The organism is Stutzerimonas stutzeri KOS6 (genome assembly GCF_000307775.2).
Lineage (GTDB): Bacteria > Pseudomonadota > Gammaproteobacteria > Pseudomonadales > Pseudomonadaceae > Stutzerimonas > Stutzerimonas stutzeri_B.
This window is the reverse complement of sequence record NZ_KK020676.1, coordinates 29,197-51,380: the sequence shown is the minus strand read 5'-3', so window position 1 is coordinate 51,380 and position 22,184 is coordinate 29,197. Positions and strand designations below refer to the sequence as shown.

Annotated in this window: 19 protein-coding genes; 6 read left to right on the top strand and 13 right to left on the bottom strand. The window is 63.9% G+C overall.

Annotated elements, in window-relative coordinates:
• Nucleotides 1-205: 205 nt before the first annotated feature.
• The 10 genes from panD to dksA all read right to left on the bottom strand — a co-directional run bounded on the left by panD (nt 206) and on the right by dksA (nt 11,571).
• Nucleotides 206-586, bottom strand: coding sequence for an aspartate 1-decarboxylase (gene panD / locus B597_RS28795; RefSeq protein ID WP_003293199.1), 381 nt, complete (start codon nt 584-586; stop codon nt 206-208).
• An 83-nt stretch (nt 587-669) separates the two neighbouring features.
• A complete protein-coding gene (gene panC, locus B597_RS28790) occupies nt 670-1,530 on the bottom strand; it encodes a pantoate--beta-alanine ligase (protein WP_003293197.1) in 861 nt (286 codons plus the stop codon).
• The gene (gene panB / locus B597_RS28785) at nt 1,527-2,327 is read right to left on the bottom strand and encodes a 3-methyl-2-oxobutanoate hydroxymethyltransferase (RefSeq protein ID WP_003293196.1); all 801 of its coding nucleotides are present in this window, start codon (nt 2,325-2,327) and stop codon (nt 1,527-1,529) included. The genes panC and panB overlap by 4 nt, the downstream gene beginning before the upstream one ends.
• Before the next feature lie 127 nt (nt 2,328-2,454).
• Nucleotides 2,455-2,982: a 2-amino-4-hydroxy-6-hydroxymethyldihydropteridine diphosphokinase gene (gene folK / locus B597_RS28780; RefSeq protein WP_003293194.1), complete on the bottom strand. Its 528-nt coding sequence runs from the start codon at nt 2,980-2,982 to the stop codon at nt 2,455-2,457.
• Between the two features lies 1 nt (nt 2,983).
• Nucleotides 2,984-4,378, bottom strand: a complete 1,395-nt coding sequence (locus tag B597_RS28775; RefSeq protein WP_003293192.1) for a polynucleotide adenylyltransferase PcnB — start codon at nt 4,376-4,378, stop codon at nt 2,984-2,986.
• Nucleotides 4,379-5,123: 745 nt separating this feature from the next.
• The gene (locus B597_RS28770; RefSeq protein ID WP_003293191.1) at nt 5,124-6,536 is read right to left on the bottom strand and encodes a sigma-54-dependent transcriptional regulator; all 1,413 of its coding nucleotides are present in this window, start codon (nt 6,534-6,536) and stop codon (nt 5,124-5,126) included.
• Between the two features lie 61 nt (nt 6,537-6,597).
• Nucleotides 6,598-9,552, bottom strand: a complete 2,955-nt coding sequence (locus B597_RS28765) for a sensor histidine kinase (protein WP_003293189.1) — start codon at nt 9,550-9,552, stop codon at nt 6,598-6,600.
• A complete protein-coding gene (locus tag B597_RS46880) occupies nt 9,536-9,712 on the bottom strand; it encodes a hypothetical protein (protein ID WP_003284901.1) in 177 nt (58 codons plus the stop codon). The genes B597_RS28765 and B597_RS46880 overlap by 17 nt, the downstream gene beginning before the upstream one ends.
• Nucleotides 9,713-10,126: 414 nt before the next feature.
• Nucleotides 10,127-11,032 (bottom strand): tRNA glutamyl-Q(34) synthetase GluQRS, encoded by a 906-nt coding sequence (gene gluQRS / locus B597_RS28755; protein ID WP_003293187.1) that lies wholly within the window; start codon nt 11,030-11,032, stop codon nt 10,127-10,129.
• Nucleotides 11,033-11,124: 92 nt separating this feature from the next.
• Complete coding sequence (gene dksA / locus B597_RS28750; RefSeq protein ID WP_003284903.1) at nt 11,125-11,571, bottom strand: RNA polymerase-binding protein DksA; 447 nt, start codon at nt 11,569-11,571, stop codon at nt 11,125-11,127.
• A 191-nt stretch (nt 11,572-11,762) separates the two neighbouring features.
• On the opposite strand from dksA, the gene B597_RS28745 reads away from it, so the two are divergent.
• From B597_RS28745 to B597_RS28730, 4 genes are all read left to right on the top strand, one after another.
• Complete coding sequence (locus tag B597_RS28745) at nt 11,763-12,935, top strand: pyridoxal phosphate-dependent aminotransferase (RefSeq protein ID WP_003293186.1); 1,173 nt, start codon at nt 11,763-11,765, stop codon at nt 12,933-12,935.
• Nucleotides 12,935-13,642: a DNA/RNA nuclease SfsA gene (gene sfsA / locus B597_RS28740; RefSeq protein WP_003293185.1), complete on the top strand. Its 708-nt coding sequence runs from the start codon at nt 12,935-12,937 to the stop codon at nt 13,640-13,642. Before B597_RS28745 ends, sfsA begins: the two co-directional genes overlap by 1 nt.
• A 263-nt stretch (nt 13,643-13,905) precedes the next feature.
• On the top strand, nt 13,906-14,826 hold the full coding sequence (rfbD, locus tag B597_RS28735) for a dTDP-4-dehydrorhamnose reductase (protein WP_003293184.1): 921 nt from the start codon (nt 13,906-13,908) through the stop codon (nt 14,824-14,826).
• Between the two features lie 116 nt (nt 14,827-14,942).
• Entirely contained in the window at nt 14,943-15,842 is a 900-nt protein-coding gene (locus B597_RS28730; RefSeq protein ID WP_003293182.1) for an AEC family transporter, read from the top strand.
• A 202-nt stretch (nt 15,843-16,044) separates the two neighbouring features.
• On the opposite strand, the gene B597_RS28725 is transcribed toward B597_RS28730, so the two are convergent.
• A complete protein-coding gene (locus B597_RS28725; RefSeq protein WP_024161742.1) occupies nt 16,045-16,776 on the bottom strand; it encodes a VC0807 family protein in 732 nt (243 codons plus the stop codon).
• Nucleotides 16,777-16,887: 111 nt separating this feature from the next.
• A complete protein-coding gene (locus B597_RS28720; RefSeq protein WP_024161741.1) occupies nt 16,888-17,835 on the bottom strand; it encodes a lysylphosphatidylglycerol synthase transmembrane domain-containing protein in 948 nt (315 codons plus the stop codon).
• 211 nt (nt 17,836-18,046) lie between these two features.
• On the opposite strand from B597_RS28720, the gene B597_RS47535 reads away from it, so the two are divergent.
• Together B597_RS47535 and B597_RS28715 are read left to right on the top strand one after the other, a co-directional pair.
• The gene (locus B597_RS47535) at nt 18,047-18,385 is read left to right on the top strand and encodes a cytochrome P450 family protein (protein ID WP_226924956.1); all 339 of its coding nucleotides are present in this window, start codon (nt 18,047-18,049) and stop codon (nt 18,383-18,385) included.
• Between the two features lie 56 nt (nt 18,386-18,441).
• Nucleotides 18,442-19,296 (top strand): cytochrome P450, encoded by an 855-nt coding sequence (locus B597_RS28715; protein ID WP_226924955.1) that lies wholly within the window; start codon nt 18,442-18,444, stop codon nt 19,294-19,296.
• 20 nt (nt 19,297-19,316) lie between these two features.
• Here B597_RS28715 and B597_RS28710 read toward each other — a convergent pair whose 3' ends face one another.
• Complete coding sequence (locus B597_RS28710) at nt 19,317-22,124, bottom strand: hybrid sensor histidine kinase/response regulator (RefSeq protein WP_024161740.1); 2,808 nt, start codon at nt 22,122-22,124, stop codon at nt 19,317-19,319.
• Nucleotides 22,125-22,184: the final 60 nt, after the last annotated feature.

Sequence of the window (22,184 nt, the reverse complement as noted above, 5' to 3'; positions counted from 1 at the left end):
CTTGCGCCGAGCAGGCAGGCACATCCTATGCCATCAGAGATAGCTCAGACAGGGAACCCCCCGCTGCGTTCCGGGCTTTTTCCGCCTATTCTGCCCGTACTGGCGCGTTCCCCCAACTACCTGAAGCCATGCCGTCCGGGTACAACGAAAAAGCCCGAAGCGTGGGATGCTTCGGGCTTTGGTTCGACAGCGACTGGCGGTGGGGTCAGCTGACCTGCACCGGGATGGCGTTGCTGGTGTGGCTCAACTCACCGTCGGCGCCCATGTATAGGACATGGGGCTTGAAGTTCGCCAGCTCGGCCTCGCTGTAATGCGCATAGGCGCAGATGATCAGGCGATGGCCGACACCGGCCTTGTGAGCCGCGGCGCCATTGACCGAGATGATCTTCGAGCCCTCCTCGCCGCGAATGGCGTAGGTGGTGAAGCGCTCGCCGTTGTCGACGTTGTAGATCTGGATCTGTTCGTATTCACGAATGCCGGCCAGGTCGAGCCACTCACCGTCGATGGCGCAGGAACCTTCATAATCGAGCACCGAGTGAGTTACCTGGGCGCGGTGCAGTTTGGCCTTGAGCATGATGGCGTGCATGGCAGGGTCCTCCGGGTGCGCAAGCGGCGCAGAGTGTGCCTCAAGCCTCGAACGCGATCAAGGCTGCAGGCATTCTGCCGGGATCAGGCTGATGTTCGGATATCAACCAGCAGGTTGTCGATCAGTCGTGTCTTGCCCAGAAAGGCCGCGGCGAGGATGACCAGTTCGGACGAAGCGGCGCTCACCGGCTGCAGATCGACGGCATTGCGGATATCCAGGTAATCCGGGCGCAGGCCGGCGGCGCGGAGCTGCTCCAGGCCTTCGGCGGCCACTGTCGCGTAGTCGCGACGACCACCGCGAAGCGCATCCTTCAGTTGGACCAGCGTGCGGTACAGGGCGGGGGCGGTGGCGCGCTCTTGTGCCGTCAGGTAGCCATTGCGCGAGGACAGCGCCAGGCCGTCCTCGGCCCGTACGATCGGCTCGGAGATGATCTGCACCGGCATGTTCAGGTCGCGAACCATGGTCCGAATGACTGCCAGTTGCTGGAAGTCCTTCTGGCCGAACACGGCCAGGTCAGGCAGGACCATGTTGAACAGCTTGCTGACCACGGTGGAAACGCCGTCGAAGTGCCCGGGGCGGCTGCCGCCGCACAGGCCTTCGGATACTCCCGGCACACGGACGATGGTCTGCCGGGCCTGACCATACGGGTACATTTCCTCCACGCTGGGGGCAAAGAGCAGATGACAGCCGGCTTCGAACAGCTTGTCCTGGTCTGCGGCGAGGGTGCGTGGATAGCTGTCCAGGTCTTCGTTGGGGCCGAACTGCAGCGGATTGACGAAGATGCTGGCGACCACGAAATTGGCACGCTGCCCGGCCTTCTTCACCAGTGCGATATGGCCGGCATGCAGGTTGCCCATGGTTGGCACGAAGCCGATGCGCTTGCCTTCTCCGCGAGCGCGGGCGACCGCGGCGCGCAGGTCGGCGATGGTCTTGACGATGTTCATGCGGAGAAACCGTGTTCGGCGGCGGGGAATTCGGCGGCCTTGACCGCGTTTACATAGCCTGCAATGGCAGACGGGATGTCGCCGTGCTCGAGCATGAAATTCTTGACGAACTTCGGTACGCGACCGCTGAGCGAAAGCCCGAGCATATCGTGCAGGACCAGCACCTGGCCGTCGGTGCCGCTGCCGGCGCCGATGCCGATGACCGGGATTCGCACGGCCTGAGTGATGCGCGCAGCCAGCTCGCTGGGCACGCACTCGAGCAGCAGCATCGCGGCACCGGCCGCTTCCAGCGCCTTGGCGTCCTCCAGCATCTGTTGCGCCTGGGCTTCTTCACGGCCCTGGACCTTGTAGCCGCCGAAGAGGTTGACTGCCTGTGGCGTCAGGCCCATGTGCGCGCAGACCGGAATGCCACGCTCGGCCAGCAGCCGGATGGACTCGGCCAGCCAGGCCGTGCCCTCAAGCTTGATCATGTGCGCGCCGGCCTGCATCAGCAGTGCTGAGTTGTTCAGGGTCTGCTCGGTGGTGGCGTTGGCCATGAACGGCAGGTCGGCAACGATCATCGCGCCGCGGTTGCCACGCTTGACGCTGGCCGTGTGATAGGCCATGTCGGCTACGGTAACCGGCAGCGTGCTGTCGTGACCTTGCAGGACCATGCCGAGCGAATCGCCGATCAGAAGCATCTCCACGCCGGCATCGCAGGCGGTCTTGGCGAAGGTGGCGTCGTAGCAGGTCAGCATGACGATCTTCTCGCCCTTGTGCTTGAGCCCTTGCAGCGTGGTCAGGGTTACGTCTGGCATGAGTGCCGTCCTCTTCGAGCCTCGGAGGTCAGAGTTGCCGAGCGGCGCACCGATGGGGTGCATCAGGCCGCTGCCGGCAGAGGGCGCTTATAGTCCCGGCGGCGACAGAGTAAGTCAATCGCGAGTGTTACCCGCGCGTTACGTTCGTTACCGGAGCGGTGACAGTTACGTCGTCCAGCCGCTCAAGGCCGAGAAACGGGCAGGCGGCGAGCAGATCGTCGAGCTGACGACCATCGGCGAGCAGCAGGTTCGGCGGTGCGATTTCAGCCAGCGGATAGAGCACGAACGCGCGCGCCTGCAGATGGTAGTGCGGAACTTGCAGGCGTGGCTCGTCGATCAGTCGGTCGCCGAACAGCAGGATATCCAGGTCCAGGGTGCGCGGGCCCCAGCGCTCGGCCTTGCGTTCGCGACCATGAGCCAGTTCGATGCGCTGCAGGGCGTCGAGCAGCGTCAGCGGGGCGAGGCTCGTGTCCAGTGCGGCGACGGCATTGACATAGCGTGGCTGATCGGCCGGCCCGAGCGGATCGCTGGCATATAGAGAGGAAACCGCAACGAGCCTGCTCTGTGGCAGCTCTGCCATCGCCTGCAGCGCGCCGCGCAGTTGCTGTTGGGGATCGGCCAGGTTGCTGCCCAGGCCGATATAGATCCGTTCCATTCTATTCGGCCGGGTTGCCGGCGTTTTCACCCGGGCCGAGACGGCGGCGCCCGCCGCGGCGACGCTTCTTTGCCCCGCCTGCTTCTTCCTTGTTGCTGAGGCCGCGAATCATGTTACGACGTTCGCTGTCGCTGACTTCCTGATATTCGGTCCACCAGTCGCCGAGGCCGTTGGTTTTCTCTCCGGCGCTTTCGCGTAGCAGAAGGAAATCGTAGCCAGCGCGGAAGCGCGGATTTTCCAGCAGCTGATCGGCACGACGACCCTGGCGGCGCGGGAGACGCTCCTGCATGTCCCAGATCTCGCGCATGGGTATGGTGAAACGCTTCGGAATCGCGGTGCGCTGGCACTGCTCCCAGATGATGTCGTGCGCGGCTTCCTGCATCGCCGGGATCGGCGGCATGCCACGGTCCTGCAGCTCGAGTATGCGGGCGGGCAGGGCGGGCCAAAGCAATGCGGCAAAGAGGAATGCCGGCGTCACCGGCTTGCCCTGCTGGATACGCAGGTCGGTGTTGGCCAGCGCGTTGCGGATCAGCGTGCCGGCATATTCCGGGTTGCGTTCCAAAGCCGCGGCACTGGCGGGAAACAGCGGTGCGAACAGATCGTACTCGAGCAGCAGTTCGAAGGTGCGCTCGGCCTTGCCGCCAAGGAACAGCTTGAGTACTTCGTCGAACAGGCGTGCCGAGGGAATGCCTCCGAGCAGGTCGGCCAGGTCGATGATGGGCTCGGCGCTGTGGCGTTCGATCTCGAAATCGAGCTTGGCGGCGAAGCGCACGGCGCGCAGCATGCGCACCGGGTCTTCCTGGTAGCGCTGCTCGGGATCGCCGATCAGGCGGATCAGTCGGTTGCGAATGTCATGCACGCCGCGGGTGTGATCGAGAATTCGCTCGCTGGTTGGATCGTAATACAGCGCATTGATGGTGAAGTCGCGGCGCTGGGCGTCGTCTTCGAGGGTGCCGTAGATGTTGTCCCGCAGGATGCGGCCGCTCTCGTTGCGCGAAGCCAGATGGCTGGCGTCGTCGTCATCTTCTTCCGGATGGTTGGCACGGAAGGTGGCGACCTCGATGATTTCGCGACCGAAATGCACGTGCACCAGCTTGAAGCGTCGGCCGATCACGCGGGCATTGCGGAATTCGGCTCGAACCTGCTCCGGCGTGGCACTGGTCGCGACGTCGTAATCCTTCGGGTTGAGCTGCAGCAGCAGATCGCGCACGCAGCCGCCCACTACATAGGCTTCATAACCGGCTTGCTGCAGTCGCTCGACCACACTGACCGCATAACGGCTGATTTCGCTGCGGTGCAGCGAATGTTGCCGGCTGGACAGAATTTCAGGTGAGCGTCGGGGATGCGGGATGCGGCGCAGGGGAAGACGAAAAGACTGGAACAGCTTTTTCAGCATGAGGGGCAACTGTGTGGCGGAATGACGGGCCGGTGTCGCGAATGGCCGCGAAACCTGTGCGGATTCTAGCACCGGGAGCGTCGGATGGTGAACGAAGCGCGGGGAGGTGTCAAAAGGCTTGTCGTGGATCGAGAAGCAGGCACGGCTACAGAGCGGCGGCACCCTTCAGGCGCGTTCGCCTGGCATCAGGCTTGCGCAGTTCGGGCTGGGGCACAAACCCGGATAGCACTGAGGGGAGCCGAAGCTCCCCTCTGAATGATGTCGCGTGCTGTATTTATTGTTATTGGTCGTTCAGGCGTTGCTGTTCTTGTTGTTCGCCTGTTCCCTCGGCCGTGGCCATCGGGATCGCTCCTACATTGGGAGCTAATAGCAAACGGATTTCTTTGGTCGCTGACTTTGCCTTCATCTTCGATCCAACCAGTGCGGGCCCTGCTTGATGCAGTTTTTATTGTTCTCGGCCTGGTCGTGGGGCGAACCCCCTTGGCAAGTCCTCTCCAAAAGAATCAGTTAGCTGCGCCTCCGCCTTCTTGTCGTTGTTTTGCTGGAGCCGTTACGTCTTGTTCTTATTGTTGGATGTGCTTGTTATTGTTGTTGTGCTCTTAGGTAAGCATTTGCCGTGCCATATTTGTAAAGCCCTTATATTTCAATGGCTTGCGTTTTATGCGTGCGAAATGGACGAAAAAAACCGGGGCATCGTTACCGATGCTCCCGGTTTTTGTTACGGCACATGTGTCGCGGTAACAGCTCAGCCGGTAGTCGTGCCCGATTTGCGCCGCGGGATTCCCAGGCGCTGGCGGCGCTCCCAGAGACATTTACGGCTGATGCCGAGCTTGCGCGCCAGCTCTGTCTCGGTCATGTGGTCCTGGTGCTCGAGGACGAAGTGCTGGAAGTAATCCTCCAGCGACAGGTCTTCGGTCGGTTCGTTGCCGCTGGCGACGCCGCGGATGGTACCCAGCGGCTCATCGAAGTCATCGTCCAGTTCGTCCAGCTCGATATCGATACCCAGCAGATCGGCATCGATCTCCGGGCTTTCACTCAGGATAGCGGCGCGCTCGATGGCGTTTTCCAGTTCGCGGACGTTGCCTGGCCATGAGTAGTGGCGGATCGCCTGCTCGGCATCACGGGAAAAATGCAGGTCATCGCCGCTCAGGCGTTCGCCCTGCCTGGCCAGGAACGCCTTGGCGATTTCCAGGACATCGTTGCCGCGCTCGCGAAGGGGCGGCAGCTTGAGTGCGATGACGTGCAGGCGGTAATACAGGTCTTCACGGAACTGGCCGGTCTTGGCGAGTGTTTTCAGGTCGCGATGCGTCGCGGCGATCAGCCGCACATCGACCTTCTGCGACTGTACCGAGCCCACCCGGCGAATCTCTCCCTCCTGCAATACCCTGAGCAGCCGTGCCTGGGCTTCCAGGGGCAGTTCACCGATCTCGTCGAGAAACAGCGTGCCGCCGTCGGCCGCTTCTACCAGGCCGGCTCGACCGGCACTGGCACCGGTGAAGGCGCCTTTCTCGTGGCCGAACAGTTCGGACTCGATCAGGGTTTCCGGAATCGCGGCGCAGTTGACCGAGATCATCGGGGCCTTGGCGCGACGCGACAGGTTGTGCAGCGCGCGGGCCACCAGTTCCTTGCCGGTGCCCGACTCACCCTGGATCAGCACGTTGGAGTCGGTCGGCGCCACCTTGCGAATCTTGCTGAACAGGTCCTGCATCGGTGTGCAGTGGCCAATGATGCCAATGTCGTCCCGTGGCGCTCCGCTCGCTGCGCCGCTGGTGCTTCGCGTGGATGCTGCCGGCATCGCTGCAGCCTGTTGGCGATCATTGAGGATGCGCGCCACGGTCTGCAGCATTTCGTCGTGATCGAACGGCTTGGCGATGTAGTCGACCGCGCCCATCTTCATCGAGTCCACCGCAGAGCGGAGGCTGGCGTAACTGGTCATGATCAGCACTGGCGTGCCTTCGGCGAGCTTGATCAGCTCGGTGCCGGGCGCGCCGGGAAGCCTCAGGTCGCTGACGATGAGGTCGAAACCCGGAATGCTGTAGCGCTCCTGTGCTTCCTGCACCGAGCCGGCTTCGCTGACCTCGTACTGGTTGCGCTCGAGGAGGCGCCGCAGGGCGGAGCGGATGATGGTTTCGTCTTCGACGATCAGTATGTGTGACATCAGTACTCTCTCGACGGTCTGGAGGCAGATCCGGCACCTGGCCGGTACGGCAGTCGCCTCTTCAACTTACGGCATGGGACGCTTCGACATGCCGCGGCAGGGTGATGCGAAAACGGGTGCCGCGTTGTGTTTCCGGGTCGGCCGGGCTGTCGATATCGATCTGGCCATAATGCTCTTCAATGATCGAATAGACCAGCGCGAGGCCCAGGCCCGTGCCCTCGCCAGGGTCCTTGGTGGTGAAGAACGGCTCGAACAGCCGGTCCTGAATTTCCTTGGGGATGCCGCTGCCCTGGTCCTCGACGATCAGATACACGGTCTGTTCGGCGATCTCGCTGCTGATGCGGATCAGTCCGCCCGGCGGCGATGCGTCGCGGGCGTTGGACAGCAGGTTGATCAGCACCTGGGCGAGCCGCTGCGGATCGCCCTCGGCAAAATGCGTCGGATCGCAGATGTTGATGAACTGCACCTCGGTGCGATTGCGGTTGAGCGAGAGCAGGCCGATGGCATCCTGCGTCACCTGCGCCAGGCTCACGGGATAGAGCTGGTGCTGCCGCTCGCCGGCATGGGCGAAGCTCATCAGCGATTGCACGATGCGCGATACGCGTTTGGTCTGCTCGATGATCTGGCCGCTGATCTCGACGATCTCCCCGTCGCCTTCACGTTCGTCGCGCAGGTTCTGCGCCAGACAGGCAATGCCGGTGATCGGATTGCCGATCTCGTGGGCGACGCCGGCGGCCAGTCGCCCGATGCTCGCCAGTCGCTCGGAATGTACCAGGCGATCCTCGAGCTCTTGCGTCTCGGTCAGGTCTTCCATCAGCAGCACCAGGCCGCTGTTGCTCGGCGCCAGCGGTTCGGCGATCGCTGCCTTGTGCAGGTTGAGGCAGCGGCGGTGGCCGTTGAGTGCCAGGCGCTGTTTGTGCAGGTGCTCGTCGGGCTGTTCGATGAAGTCGCTCAGCAGGCTCCGCCAGGGTTCGGCGATGGTCGACAGGCGCGAACCGACCACTTGCAGCGCGGGAATCTCGGTCAGCTCCTCGAGCGCACGATTCCACATGAGGATTTCCTGATCCTTGGCCAGCGAACAGACGCCCATGGGCAGCTCCTGCAAGGTCTGCCGGTGATAGCGGCGCAGGGCGTCGAGCTCGGCGGCCAGGCCGGTCAGGCGCGAGTGATATTCTTCCAGGCGGTTCTCGATGAAGTGAATATCCTCGGTGATGTAGCCCTCGGCGCCGTTCTTGTAGGGCAGGAAGTTCTCGACGATGTCCTGCGCTACGCTGGGCCCCATCAATCCTGACAGGTTGGCTTCGATGCGATCGCGCAGACGGCGCAGGGCATAGGGGCGATGCTCATCGAAGGGCAACTGCAGGTCGCGCAGGGCTTGCTCCACTTCGCGCTGGGCGGTCTTGGCACCCAACGGCTTGGCCAGTTGGGTGGCGAATTCCTGCGGCGAGGCTGCCATCAGCTCGCGCCGTTGTGGCCGGCGCACGTTTTCCACCGCGCAGGCCTCGGCAGCGCTCTGCTCCTCGGGGCTGGTCTCGCTGAAAATCGAGAACAGCGAGAAGGCCAGCACGTTGACCGCCAGCGAGGCGATCGCCGCCAGGTGCCAGCTGGTGTCATCCAGCACGTAGACGGCGTTGAGCAGCGGAATGTAGAAGCCGTCCAGGTTGCCCACCAGCGGCAGCAGCATGGTCACCACCCAGACGCCGATGCCGGCCAGCAGGCCGGCTATATAGCCGCGGCGATTGGCGGTCGGCCAGTAGAGCACCGAAAGCACGCCGGGAAGGAACTGCAGGGTGGCGACGAAAGCGACGATGCCGAGGTTGGAGAGGTCCTGCTCGGCGCCGAGCAGCAGATAGAAGCCATAGCCGGCCATGATGATCGCGAGGATCAGGCTGCGCCGCGTCCACTTCAGCCAGCGATAGATGTTGCCTTCGCTGGACGGCTGATAGAGCGGCAGCACCAGATGGTTGAGCGCCATGCCTGACAGCGCCAGGGTGCTGACGATGATCAGTCCGCTGGATGCCGAGAGGCCGCCGACGAAGGCCAGCAATGCCAGCGTCTCGCTTTGCGCGGCGATGCCCAGCCCAAGGGTGAAATATTCCGGATTGGTGCTCACACCCAGTTTGAGGCCGGCCCAGAGGATCAGCGGTACGGCCAGGCTCATCAGCAGCAGGTAGAGCGGCAGGCCCCAGCTGGCGCTGACCAGCCCGCGCGGGTTGAGATTCTCGGTAAAGGTCATGTGATACATGTGCGGCATGACGATGGCCGAGGCGAAGAACACCAGCAGCAGCGTGCGCCAGGGACCTTCCTGCAGCGGCGTGTGCAGTGCCTGCAGTGCCGACTGGTTCTGCAGCAACCATATCTCCAGTTGATGTGGGCCGCCGAACACGGCGTACAGGGCGTAGAGGCCGATGGCGCCGAAGGTCACCAGCTTGACGATCGATTCGAAGGCGATGGCGAACACCAGCCCTTCGTGTTTTTCCCGCGTGGCGATGTGACGGGCGCCGAAGAGGATGGTGAACAGCATGATCATCAGGCAGTAGCCGAGCGCCACGCGCTCCTGCAGCGGCTCCAGTGTGAGGATGCCGATGGCGTCGGCCACCGCCTGGATCTGCAGGGCCAGCAGCGGCAGCATGCCGATCAGCATGACGATGGTGGTCAGCGCGCCACTCCAGGTGCTGCGGAAGCGGAACGCCACCAGGTCGGCCAGCGAGGACAGCTGATAGGTCCGAGTGATGCGCAGGATCGGATAGAGCAGCACGGGGGCCAGCAGAAACGCGCCGCAGACGCCCAGATAGGTGGCGAGGAAGCCGTAGCCGTACTGGTAGGCCAGGCCCACCGTGCCGTAGAAGGCCCAGGCGCTGGCATAGACGCCCAGCGACAGCGTATAGGTCAGCGGATGGCGGATGACCCAGCGGGGGATCAGGCCGCGTTCGCTGACCCAGGCGACGCCGAACAACATGATCAGGTAGGCGACGCTGATCAGGATCAGGTGGCTCAGGCTAAAGCTCGTCTGCATCACGCTGGCTCTGGAGGATGAAGGTCACCACGATGAGGATCAGCCACAGCACGTAGGGCCGATACCAGGCCCCGTTGGGGTCGATCCACCAGTCCATGATGGCCGGGGAGAACAGGTAGATCCCCACCACCAGGAGCAGCACCAGTCGGTAGATATACATGCCGGGTCTCGTGTCGGAAGTGGGGCGATGGTAAATGATGCGGCTTGAAGCTAGAAGCCGAAAGCCTGAAGCTCCGGCGCTAGCGGCGAATTATGAGAAATCTCCTACTCCCTTGGGCGGGCCTTTGCGCCCTGATGTAGGAGCGGGCCATGCCTGCGAAAGGCAGCTTGGGGTCGGTTCCTCGCGTGGGTTCGAAGCCCGGCGGCAGGCGGAGCAGGCGGCAAGGGAACGACGATGGGCTACCGCGTTCGGCATGGTCGCGGGGAGTGAAGCAAGGTGCCTCATTTTGCGCAGCCGGCTGGCTGATCAAAAAAGGCTTTGGGCCAGAACTCTGTATGGCTTGCCACGCATACGTATGGGCCTGGTTCGCAGGCATGTCCTGCTCCTGCAGAACGCGTGTACGGCCGCCAGCTTTCAGCGCAGCTGCGCCTCGGCCAGGGTATGGACATGCGGAATCTTGCCGGCATCCCAATGCGCGCTTGCCCAGGCGAGAATTTCCCTGGGCAGCGCGCCGTCCAGCTCGGCAGGCGGCTGTTGGCCGAGTGCACGCAACGCGCGCAGTAGCAGCGGGCTGGCTTCGTGGGGTTGCAGCGGTGGCGAGCGGTAGCTCTTGCCCAGCTTGTGCCCGTCCGGCTGGATGATCAGTGGCAGGTGCAGGTAGCGCGGTTGCGATAGGCCGAACAGCTCCTGTAGATAGAGCTGGCGCGGCGTGGAGTCGAGCAGGTCGGCGCCGCGCACCACATCGGTGACGCCTTGCCAGGCGTCGTCGAGCACCACGGCCAGTTGGTAGGCGATCAGGCCGTCGCGGCGACGGATGACGAAATCACCAGCCTCCCGGCCCAGATGCTGACGGAACTCGCCCTGTACGCGGTCGCTGAAAGCGTATTCTCGATCCGGCACGCGCAGGCGGATCGCGGCTTCGCGCAGGCTGTGGCCGGCGTCGCGACAAAAGCCGGGATAGAGGCCGTGATGGCCTTCGAGCTGCTTGCGTGAGCAGGTGCAGGCGTATGCCAGCCCTTCATCCAGCAAGCGCTCGATTGCGGCGCTGTACGCGGCGTGGCGCTCGCTCTGGCGCACCATCTCGCCATCCCACTCGAAGCCGTAGCCTTGCAGCGTGTCGACGATCGCCCGCTGCGCGCCGGGCATTTCCCTTGGCGGATCGAGGTCTTCCATGCGCAGCAGCCAGCGGCCGCCAACCGAGCGGGCATCGAGGTAGGAGGCCAGGGCGGCGATCAGCGAGCCGAAATGCAGGTAGCCGCTGGGTGTCGGCGCGAAACGGCCGATATAGCGAGCAGGCTTGGGTGACACGGAAGAGGGCATGGCGGGGGCCGGCGCGATCAGGGACGGCGAGGCGGATGACGCATGTGCCGGGCCTGAAAATGAAGCGGGGCGCTGAAGCGCCCCGTTCGGGATCAGGAACCGATCTGCTTTTCCTTGATCTCCGCCAGCGTCTTGCAATCGATGCACAGCGTGGCGGTGGGGCGGGCTTCCAGACGGCGGATGCCGATCTCGACACCGCAGGAGTCGCACCAGCCGTATTCGTTGTCTTCGATCAGCTGCAGCGTCTCGTCGATCTTCTTGATCAGCTTGCGCTCGCGGTCGCGGGCGCGCAGTTCCAGGCTGAATTCTTCTTCCTGGCTGGCACGGTCGGCCGGGTCGGGGAAGTTGGCGGCCTCGTCCTGCATGTGATGGACGGTACGATCGACCTCTTCCATCAGCTCCTGCTTCCACTTGTTCAGGATGCCGGTGAAGTGGGCGCGCATCTTGTCGCTCATGTATTCCTCGCCCTTGCTTTCCTTATAGGGCTCGAAGGCGCGAATCAGTTGCTTGCTCGATGGTGTTTCTTTGGTAATGGGCATGGATGAACGCCTCTCGCTATGTCCATTGCGCAGGATGATTTGTCCCTTGCCGGCCCGTGCCGGCCCTGCGGCTGCAAGCGGGCGAACTTACCAGATCGCATCGGGGTGCGCTACTCCCCAATCCAACAGTGGCTGCAGCGGTATCGGGACCTTGGGTAGAATTCACGTTTCGTTCTCAACAGGAAGGTCAGATGACCTCGTCATACAGCGCGCGCAGCCGCGCAATCGAACCTTTCCATGTCATGGCGCTGTTGGAGCGGGCCAACCAGCTGCAAGTTCAAGGCCACGACGTCATTCATCTTGAAATCGGCGAGCCGGACTTCTCTACCGCAGGCCCGATCGTCGCCGCCGGCCAGGCCGCGTTGGCCGCTGGACACACACGCTATACGCCGGCGCGCGGGTTGCCGCAGCTGCGCGAAGCGATTGCCGGCTTCTATGCGCAACGCTATGGATTATCCATTGACCCCGATCGCATCCTGATTACTCCCGGCGGCTCCGGCGCGTTGTTGCTCGCTTCCAGTCTGCTGGTGGATCCGGGCCGGCACTGGCTGCTCGCGGACCCGGGCTACCCCTGCAATCGGCACTTCCTCCGGCTGGTGGAGGGCGCCGCGCAGCTGGTGCCGGTAGGGCCGGAGGTTCGCTACCAGTTGACTGCCGAACTGGTCGAGTGCTACTGGGATCGTGACAGCGTCGGTGCGCTGGTCGCGTCGCCGGCCAATCCGACCGGCACACTGCTCGATCGTGATGAACTGAGCGGGCTTTCGGCAGCGCTGAAGATGCGAGGCGGTCACCTGGTGGTCGACGAGATCTACCACGGGCTGACCTATGGCGTGGATGCGGCCAGCGTACTGGAAGTCGACGACGACGCCTTCGTGCTCAACAGTTTCTCCAAGTACTTCGGCATGACCGGCTGGCGCCTGGGCTGGCTGGTGGCGCCACCGGCGGCGGTGCCGGAACTGGAGAAGCTGGCGCAGAACCTGTACATCAGCGCGCCGAGCATGGCCCAGCATGCGGCTCTGGCCTGTTTCGAGCCGGCAACGCTGGAAATTCTCGAGGCGCGTCGCGACGAATTCGCTCGGCGCCGCGACTTCCTGCTTCCGGCGTTGCGCGAACTGGGCTTCGGCATTGCCGTCGAGCCGCAGGGGGCGTTCTATCTCTATGCCGACATCAGCGCCTTTGGTGGTGAGGCCTATGCGTTCTGCCAGCACATGCTGGAAACCGAGTTCGTCGCCATCACCCCGGGGCTGGACTTTGGCCGCTTCCAGGCCGGGCATCATGTGCGTTTTGCCTACACCCAGGACCTGCCGCGTCTGCAACAGGCCGTCGAGCGCATCGTCCGCGGCCTGCGTAGCTGGCAGTCCTGATGCGCTTCGCCAAACCGCTGGAGCGGGGGCGTCTGGTTCGACGCTACAAGCGCTTTCTCGCCGATATCGTCAGCGACGACGGCGAGGCGCTGTGCATCCACTGCCCCAATACAGGCTCCATGCTCAACTGCATGAGCGAAGGTGCGCGGGTCTGGTTTCAGCGCAGCGACGACCCCAGGCGCAAGCTGCCGGGAACCTGGGAACTGGTCGAAACCCCTCAGGGGCGCCTGGCTTGCGTGAACACGGCGCGGGCCAATCCGTTGGTGGAGGAGGCGCTGCTGGATGGGCGGATCGGCGAGCTGGCAGGGTTCACCGCCCTCAGGCGCGAGGTGGCATATGGCGTGGAGAACAGTCGAGTGGATTTCTGCCTCGACTATGCCGGCATGCCCGCCTATGTCGAGGTCAAGAGCGTCACGCTGGGGTTTGACGATACCGCGGTGGCGGCTTTCCCCGATGCCGTGACTGCGCGCGGCGCCCGCCATCTGCGCGAGTTGGCGGCGTTGGCCCGCACCGGCGTGCGTGCGGTGCAGCTTTACTGCGTCAATATCAGTGGTGTCGAGGCCGTGCGCCCTGCCCAGGAAATTGATCCGGTCTATGCTGCGGCACTGCGTGATGCCGCAGCCGCAGGCGTGGAGGTGCTGGCTTACGCTGTCGAACTTTCGACGCAGGAGTTGCGTTTGAGCCGGCCGTTGCCGGTGCTGCTCTGACCGAGCCGGGTTGGACACGGGGAAATTTTTCTCCCTGAGCGGGGAACAAAGTGCCTTCTGTCTGGCCTCAACGAAGCTGGAAATTGCATCCATCATGCATGGGCAGGCTCTGCTCCGCCGTTGACCGCGGTGTCGACAGTCGTTCCTGTCCGTTTCGATGGCACATCCGGCGGCGCCAATCGATGAGCGTGTATGGCGTCGTTGGCAGTGATTATTTCGGACGTCCGTGCCTGGCGCGGTCGTCGTCGATGAGGCTATAGAGAATGCGAATCCTCGTTTGCGGGGCTGGTGGCCAGATTGGGCGGGAGCTGGCCGAGCGAGCGGCAAATTTCGGCCTGGACGTGCTTGCGCCCACTCGCGCCGAGCTGAACATCGTCCACCCCGAGCAGGTGGCTGCAGCCTTGGCGCAGCGTCCCGGGTTGATCATCAATGCGGCCGCCTATACCCATGTGGACAATGCCGAGTCCCATGCCGAACAGGCCTATGCGGTAAACCGCGAGGGTGCGCGCAACCTCGCCGAGGCCGCTGCACGCGCGGGTATCCCGCTGTTTCACATTTCCACCGACTATGTCTTTTCGGGTGAGGCTGATTCACCATACCGCGAGATCGATGAAACCGGTCCGACCGGCGTCTATGGCGCGAGTAAGCTGGCGGGTGAAGAAGCCATCCGGGTCAGCCACGCGGCTCATCTGATCCTGCGTACCAGCTGGGTTTACGGCGTGCATGGGCACAACTTCGTCAAGACCATGTTGCGCCTGGCGCGTCAGCGCGATGCGCTGGGCGTGGTGAGCGACCAGGAGGGCTGTCCGACCCAGGCCGGCAGCATCGCCTCGGTGCTGCTGGAACTGGCACGCCGCTATGCCGCCAGCGGTGACCTGACTTGGGGAATCTATCACTACAGCGGCACGCCGGCCTGTTCCTGGTATGACTTCGCCGTGGAGATCTTTCGCCAGGGTGAGGCCCAGGGGCTGCTCGCCCGCCAGCCGGAAGTGTCGCCGATCGCGACCGCGCAGTATCCGACGCCCGCGCGCCGCCCGGCGTGGTCAGTGCTCGACTGCAGTCGCTTCGAGGCGACCTTCGGCCTGGCGCCTCGGCCCTGGCGGGACGACCTGGCCGATGTGCTCGCAGCCCTGCATCAGTCGGAAGCACGTAGCGTCGCTCGCGAGCGCAGCTTCCGGGCCTGAGCCAAACCCGCTGGCGGTGGCGTCAGGCCTGCGTGCGAAGGTCTGCCCACCCGTGTATTCTTGCGCCCCCGCGCCTTGGCGTGGCCTGAAGTTCGGCTCTCGGGAGGAGGGGCAACATGGTAGTGGTGCTGGCGATCCTGCCGATCTTCGGCCTGATTACGCTCGGTTATCTGTTCGGTTGGCGTCAGTGGTTGAACAACGAAGGCGCGGCGGGGCTGGCCAGCGTCACGTTCAAGCTGTTCATGCCTGCGGTGCTCTTCAACGGTATCGCCCGCGCCGAGCTGGGGGAGGGCATGTCGCCGATGCTCCTGCTGGCCTACTTCGCGCCGGTGCTGCTGGTCTTCTTGCTGGTGAATGCGTTCGCGCATCGCATGAAAGGGCGGGCGACGCCCCTGGGGCTGACCGCAGCCTATTCCAATAACGTCCTGGTCGGCATTCCCCTGGTGACGACGCTGCTCGGCACCGAGAGCCTGGTGTACGTCTTCGCCATTCTGGTCTTCCACAGCCTGGTGCTGTTTTCACTGCAGAGCTTCTACGCGGCGCTTGGCGATGGCGACAAGGTCAGCGGGCCGGCGCTGCTGAAGAATCTGGCCAATCCGCTGATCGTCGGCTTGCTGCTGGGGGCGCTGCTGAATCTTTCCGGCCTGGCACTGCCGGAGCCGGTATGGCGCATCGTCGGCTGGCTGGCCCAGGCCGCGCTGCCTTGTGCGCTGATGGTGCTGGGCATCAGCCTGTCGCGCTATCGCTTGCGGCCGAGCGGCTCGGTACTGCTGCTGACGCTGATCAAGCTGGCGCTGTTTCCGGCGATGGTCTGGTGGCTCAGTGGCTGGTTGCCTGGGCTGAACCAGGATGCGCGCAACGTGCTGGTATTGCTTGCGGCCTGTCCGAGCGGGGTCAACGTGCTGGCTTTCGTCAAGCATTCCGAAGATACCCGGGCGGTGAGCTCCACGGTGTTTCTCTCCACGGTGGCGGCCGCGATCAGCTTGCCGATATGGATGCTGCTGACCGCCGCTTGAGAACCTTGGCGCAGTCGAGCCTGCGCTGTGTCCCGCCTCCGCAGGGAGGCGCCGTCGTCCTGGAAACGGGCGAATGCGCTAGCTGAAGCTGGCCGGCTGGACTACCGACATCGGCATCGATTCGATCACGGCGATCGCTGTCGTCGCGCAGCTTTCGGACCCGCCGCGACCGCCCGCACGGGGCGGTCGCGCCGGACCGCCATCATTTGCCGTTGCGCTGCTCGTGGGCAGAGGCAGCCATGATGTCTTCCAGGCGCAGGCCGGTCAGGCCGTGGATGGTGCGCCAGAGGTAGAAGAAGATAGCCATCATCATCAGCATGCTGGGTATGGCGATCATCGGATAGCTGAGCAGGGTCATGCGCCCCAGCTCTGCATTGAACGCTTCGCTGCCGGCAGGGCTGTTGACTATCCATTTGGCCAGTACGTAATTCATGACCGAGGAGAAGAAGAAGGTGCCGCTGAGCAGGTAGGTTGCCCGCAGCAGGCGGGTTTCGAAATGTTCGACCTGACCGTTGTGCTCGAGCTGTTCGTGGATCTTGTCCACGTTGAGCACCTTCGGGTTGTACAGCAGCGTGCGAATCAGCGGATAGCGTGTGCGCGTGGAGGCAAGCACGGCGATGCCGATGATCCCCGGCACGGCGGCCTCCTTGACAGCCAGCCACTGCGTATCCAGCTGCAGCAGGCCGATGCCGCCGGTAAACAGCACGCTGACCAGGCCGAGCAGGGCGATCCAGTTGAATTTGCGGTACCTGACCAGCTCCCACAGCCCCCAGGCCAGCGGAAAGGCCAGGGCGAGCAGCAGGGCACCGTCGGCACCCAGGCGCTCTTCGCCACTGAGCTTCATCAGGACCAGCGAGGGAATCAGGATGCTTACGGCCAGATCGATCAGTGGGCGCGGTTTGTGTTCGGCGTGACTATGGACGGTTTCGGTCATGACATCGAGTTGGTCTGGGAAGGTCTGCATGATGGCCTGTGTGGGCCGTCTTCGCCAGACCATCTTCGTCGATATCGGCGGTGGACGCGGTTGCGGCAGGCGCCGGGCGGCTCAGTGATCGGTTGTCTCGGCTCGCCTTGAGCGCCACTGGCCGTGCTCGAAGAGCAGTACGATCACCATGGCGATGGCAAACGGCAGCAACAGATAGAACCCGCGGAACACGATGAGCGCGGCCAGCACATCGACGGTCGGCACCTCCGGCAGCGCGGCGACGAAGGTCAGCTCCAGCACGCCAAGGCCGCCGGGAGCGTGGGAGAGCAGGGCCAGTGAGAACGATGCGAGAAACACGCCGAGAACCGTCAGGTAGCCCGGATTGTTCTCGGCGGGCAATGCGAAGTAGATGATCGCCGCCGCGCAGAGCAGTTCCAGCGGCCCGGCCAGTAGTTGGCGGGCGACGATTCGCAGACGCGGGTATTCGATATGCCATTTGCCCAGCCGCCAGGCCGGCAACTGACGCCAGGCGCCGAATACATACAGGGCAATCAGCAGCAACAAGCCGCAACCGATTGCAGTCGAAACCCAGCTGGCGCTGTCCAGGAGCCGGTCCAGCAGCTGCGGCTCGAGGAGCAGCACCATGCCGCCTGCCAGCAGGGCGCCGAGGGCGAATGTCAGCGAGCAGAACACGATCAGGATGCCGATTTCCTGCGGTGTCAGACCGCGACTGCGGTAGGCTCGATAGCGCACCAGGGCGCCGGAAAAGACTGACGCGCCGATGTTGTGGGCCAGGGCGTAGGTGGTGAACGAGCAGAGGGTGATGAACCACCAGGAGATCTTCTTGCCCAGGTGGGCCATGGCGATGCGGTCGTACCATGCCAGTGCAGCGTAGGCGCCCAGAGTCGCCAGGGCCGCCAGCAGCCAGCGCTGCGTGCCGATTGCGTGCAGGCTGTCGGCCAGCTCGCTCAGCGAAATATTGCGCACTTCCTGGTACAGCAGATAGCCGGACAGCAGCACGGCCGAAACCCCGATCAGGGTCCAGGCGACATCGCTCCTCTTCATTATCGCGTGGCTCCTCGTGGCTGATAGCGCGGGCGTGCTGGCGGTTCATCTCACGATCCGCCACCACGCCGATACCTCGGCCTGTTTACGACCGGTCCAGATAGTCGGCAGCGTTCGACCGGTTTTGTTCAGTTTTCCGGCCTTCGGAGCACTCGCTCGGCAACGTTGGCAGCCGTGGACGGTCGACTGCAGACCTGACTGGTGGAAGGCGACAATGACCGAGATCCCCCGAGATGAGCATCTGGAAAGCTCTCTGGCGCTGCTAGGCGAAGGCTACCCCTTCATCCGTGACCGCTGTCGGCAGCTGCACAGCAACGTGTTCCAGGTACGTTTGCTGATGCAGAACACCATCTGCCTGAGCGGCGAAGAGGCGGTGCGCCTTTTTTATGACGAGCGCTATCTGCAGCGTGCCCAGGCCATGCCGCGGATGCTGAAGAAGACCCTGATCGGGCAAGGCGGCGTACAGGGGCTGGACGGTGAGGCACATCGGCATCGCAAACGCATGTTCATGCAGTTGCTGGATGCCGGCGCCGTCGAGAACTGGCCGGCCTGACCGAGCAAGGCTGGCACCGGGCGATCGACAACTGGCAGTCGTGCGGCGACATCTGTTTGCTGACGGAAGTGCAGACGATCCTCACTGAAAGTGTCTGCCGTTGGGCCGGCGTGCCGCTCCCTGCTGCGGATTTGCCGGCTCGTCGCGACCAGCTGGCGACGATGATCGACGGCGCCGGTAGCCTCGGGGCGCGCCACTGGGCGGCGCGCAAGGCGCGCCGTGAAGCCGATGGGTGGGCGCGGCAGCTGGTCGAGCAGGTTCGCGACGGCCAGTTGCAGGCCGAGCCCGCGAAGCCGCTCATGGTCGTGGCCCATTACCGCGATCCGGATGGCTCGGTGCTCGACAGCCATGTGGCGGCCGTCGAGCTGCTCAACCTGTTGCGCCCGACGGTAGCGGTGTCCTACTTCATCATCTACGGTGCACTGGAGTTACTGGCGCACCCGCAATGGCGTGAGCGCTTGCGCAGCGACGACTCCATGCTCGAACCCTTCGCGCAGGAAGTGCGGCGACTCCATGCATTTTTTCCCTTTGCTGCCGCGCGGGTACGGCAAGGCTTCGACTGGCAGGGCTTTCATTTTCCGGCGGGCACGCGCGTATTGCTGGATCTGTGGGGCACCAACCGTGAAGCCCGTCACTGGCAGGCTGCCGACGCGTTCGACCCGGAGCGCTTCGTGAACTGGCGGGGCGCAGCCTTCAGCTTCGTCACCCAGGGTGGTGGCGACCCTGCCGAGGGGCACCGATGTCCGGGCGAGCGCCTGGCCATCGAACTGCTCAAGGTGGCGTTGCGAATGCTGACCGGCGCGATGGAGTATGCCGTGCCGGCACAGGACCTGCGCCTCGACCTGTCGCGCATGCCGGCGAAACCGAACAGCGGGCTGGTGGTCAGCGATGTGCGGCGCGCAGCCTGCTGAGGGCGTTGCCGCGCGTCGCCTCAGTCGACGCGCTCGGCCTGCTTGACGCGTACCCAGTGGTCGATCAGCTCGCGCAGGTGCGAGAGTTCGACGGGCTTGGCCATATGCCCGTCCATACCAGCTTCACGCGCGCGTTCACGGTGTTCGCTCAGGATGTGTGCGGTCAGGGCGACGACCGGAGTGCGCCGCCGGCCATGGTGGGCTTCCCACTCGCGTAGCTGGCGCGTGGCATGGAAGCCGTCCAGCACCGGCATCTCGCAGTCCATCAGCACCAGGTCGTAGGGGGTGGCCTTGATGGCCTCGAGCGCCTCTTCTCCGTTGCAGGCCGTATCGGGCTGCAAGTTGAGCTTGTTCAGCATGCCGCGGATGACCTTGGTGGAAATGTTGTTGTCTTCGGCGACGAGAATGCGGAAGTCACCCGGAGCCTCGGGCGAAGCCGAGGAGGACGCTGTCGCAGTCGGCCGCTGCGGGCTGCGCTGACGGCGCTGGGCGAGTTCGTCGGCAAGGGTGGTCTTGAGGGTGTAGCCGGCCACCGGCTTGGCCAGGATGCGCTTGATGCCGGCGTTGCGCGCGATGATCTTGCTCGGCGCGCTGCTCATGCCGGTGAGCATGATCAGCAGGATGTCATGGCTGAGGCTGGAATCTTCCTTGATCTTGCTTGCCAGTTGCATGCCGGTCATGCCCGGCATGTCCTGGTCAAGCAGGACCACGTCGAAGTATTCGTGCAGGTGAGCCTTGGTGCGCAGCAGCGCCAGCGCTTCCTTGCCCGAGGCGACCGCACTGGCTTCCAGGCCCCAGCCGCTGCATTGCTGGACCAGAACCTTGCGGCAGGTGTCATTGTCGTCGACGATCAGCAGGCGGGCGCCCTGCAGCGGGCTGTCCAGATCGGCATTGTTCTGTGCCAATCCTTCGCTGGCCAGCGGCAGGCTGATCCACAAGGTATTGCCGTGGGGCGTGCCTGTCTGTATCCCGAAGTCGCCATCCATCAGCTGGACCAGCTGGCGGGCGATGATCAGGCCCAGGCGCCCGCCATGGCGGGTGGCGGCGAGGAAGTCATGGCTGTCCACCTCTGCATTGAGCAGGGCGTCGCGCTCGTATGCCTCCAGCGGGCGACCGCTGTCCTGCACCGTGATGCGCAGTCGCGGGTTGTCCAGAGGGCCGTCTACCGCGGCAATCAGCAGCACCTCGCCTTCGTCGGTCTGCTTGAAGGCATTTTCCAGCAGGTTCAGCAGGGTCTGGCGCAGGCGTGTCGGATCGCCGGCCACAACCTGCGGCAGCTGTGGCTGGATGAAGCTGATCAGTTCGATCTTCTGCTGCTCGGCCTTGGCGCGGAAGATGCTCAGGCAGTCCTCGATCAGCGCATTGAAATCGAATTGCACGTCGTCGAGCTCGATCTGGCCGGATTCGAGCTTGGAAATATCGAGAATCTCGTTGATCAGATTGAGCAGTTCATTACCGGAGCTGTGGATCGTTTGCACGTAATCGCGTTGCTTGGCCGACAGCGAGGTCCCTAGCAGCAGCTCGCTCATGCCGAGCACGCCATTCATCGGCGTACGCAGTTCATGGCTGATCCTGGAGAGGAAGTCGGCCTTGGTTTTCAGCTCCGCGCTGCTGACGGCGGCAGCCGTGTACTGGGTGCGGCTGTCGGTCTGGTGCTGGCGCTGGCGTTCGAGCAGGGCGAAGCTGAGCAACAGCCCTGCGACGGTGGCGAGACTGAACAGGCCCCCGGTGAGCCAGCCCGGGTCGAGCTGATCGAAGCCCAGCAGGATGGGCATGAAGAACAGCATGCCGCCGTTGAATACCAGCGCCCCGGCCACCACCAGCCGTGCCGGTTGATAACCCTGGCGCCACTGATAGAGCGATACGAGCAGTGCGCTGCACGAGGCCGCCAGCACCAGCGAGTAGATCAGCCAGCTGTGCCAGAGCCACTGGCCCAGCAGGATGCCGGCGGCAACAGCCAGCACCACATTGAATTCGATGCCCAGCAGCCAGGTGATCCAGGGTCGGCGACGGTGGTGGAAAAACCCCAGCGTGTAACCGAGCAGGGCGCAGCTGGCGGCCAGCGCCGACAGATCGGCAATCAGCGGCTGGCTGTAGATCAGTCCCGGCAGCCAGACTGCCAGCACTCCGAGGTTGGCCATGGCGCAGGTCAGTAGCGCGCCGTGCAGCAGGCTCAGCCAGACATGGGTGTAGCTGAGGGTGTAGGCGAAGCGCAGCAGGTTGTACACCGTCAACAGGGCCAGGGCGCCGAACAGCGCGCCGAACAGGTAGGCGGGCTTGGTCTGGCTGACCAGGCCCCGCTCGTCGATGGTCCTGAACCAGGTCATCAGCGGATGACTGGATTGCAGGCGGATGTAGGCTTCCCTCGGCTGACCGTCGTTGGGCAGGCTGAACAGATAGGCCCGATTGGGCAGGGGGCGTGCACTGATGGGGCGCAGCTCGCCGGTGGCGGCGTGCTGTTCGAGCTGACCATCGCGCAGCAGGTAGAAATCCAGGTACTGCACGCGCGGTGCGAACAGCGACAACCACTTCGGTTTGGTCAGTGGCGGCAGGCTGACCTGCAGCCAGACTGCACGGTCGCTCGCGGGGGCGCTATAGGACAGTTTGTCCAGACGCTGGAACAGCGCACGCTGGGACACCACTTCATCGAGCGTCAGCCGGCCGGACTGGTCGATCAGCATGCGCCAGTTCTGCGGCGTCGAATTGGCTTGGGCGGGCAGCGTCGCGGGCGTCGGCGACTGCGCAACGGATGCCTGGGCCGATAGCGGGATCAGGTTGATCAGCAGCAGGCCGAAGAGAAGAACGATGGCAATCCGGAGCCGACCCACTGGAGAAGTCCGTTCATGAGTGTGACGGCGGATTATAGCCATGCCGTTGTCAGCCTGTAA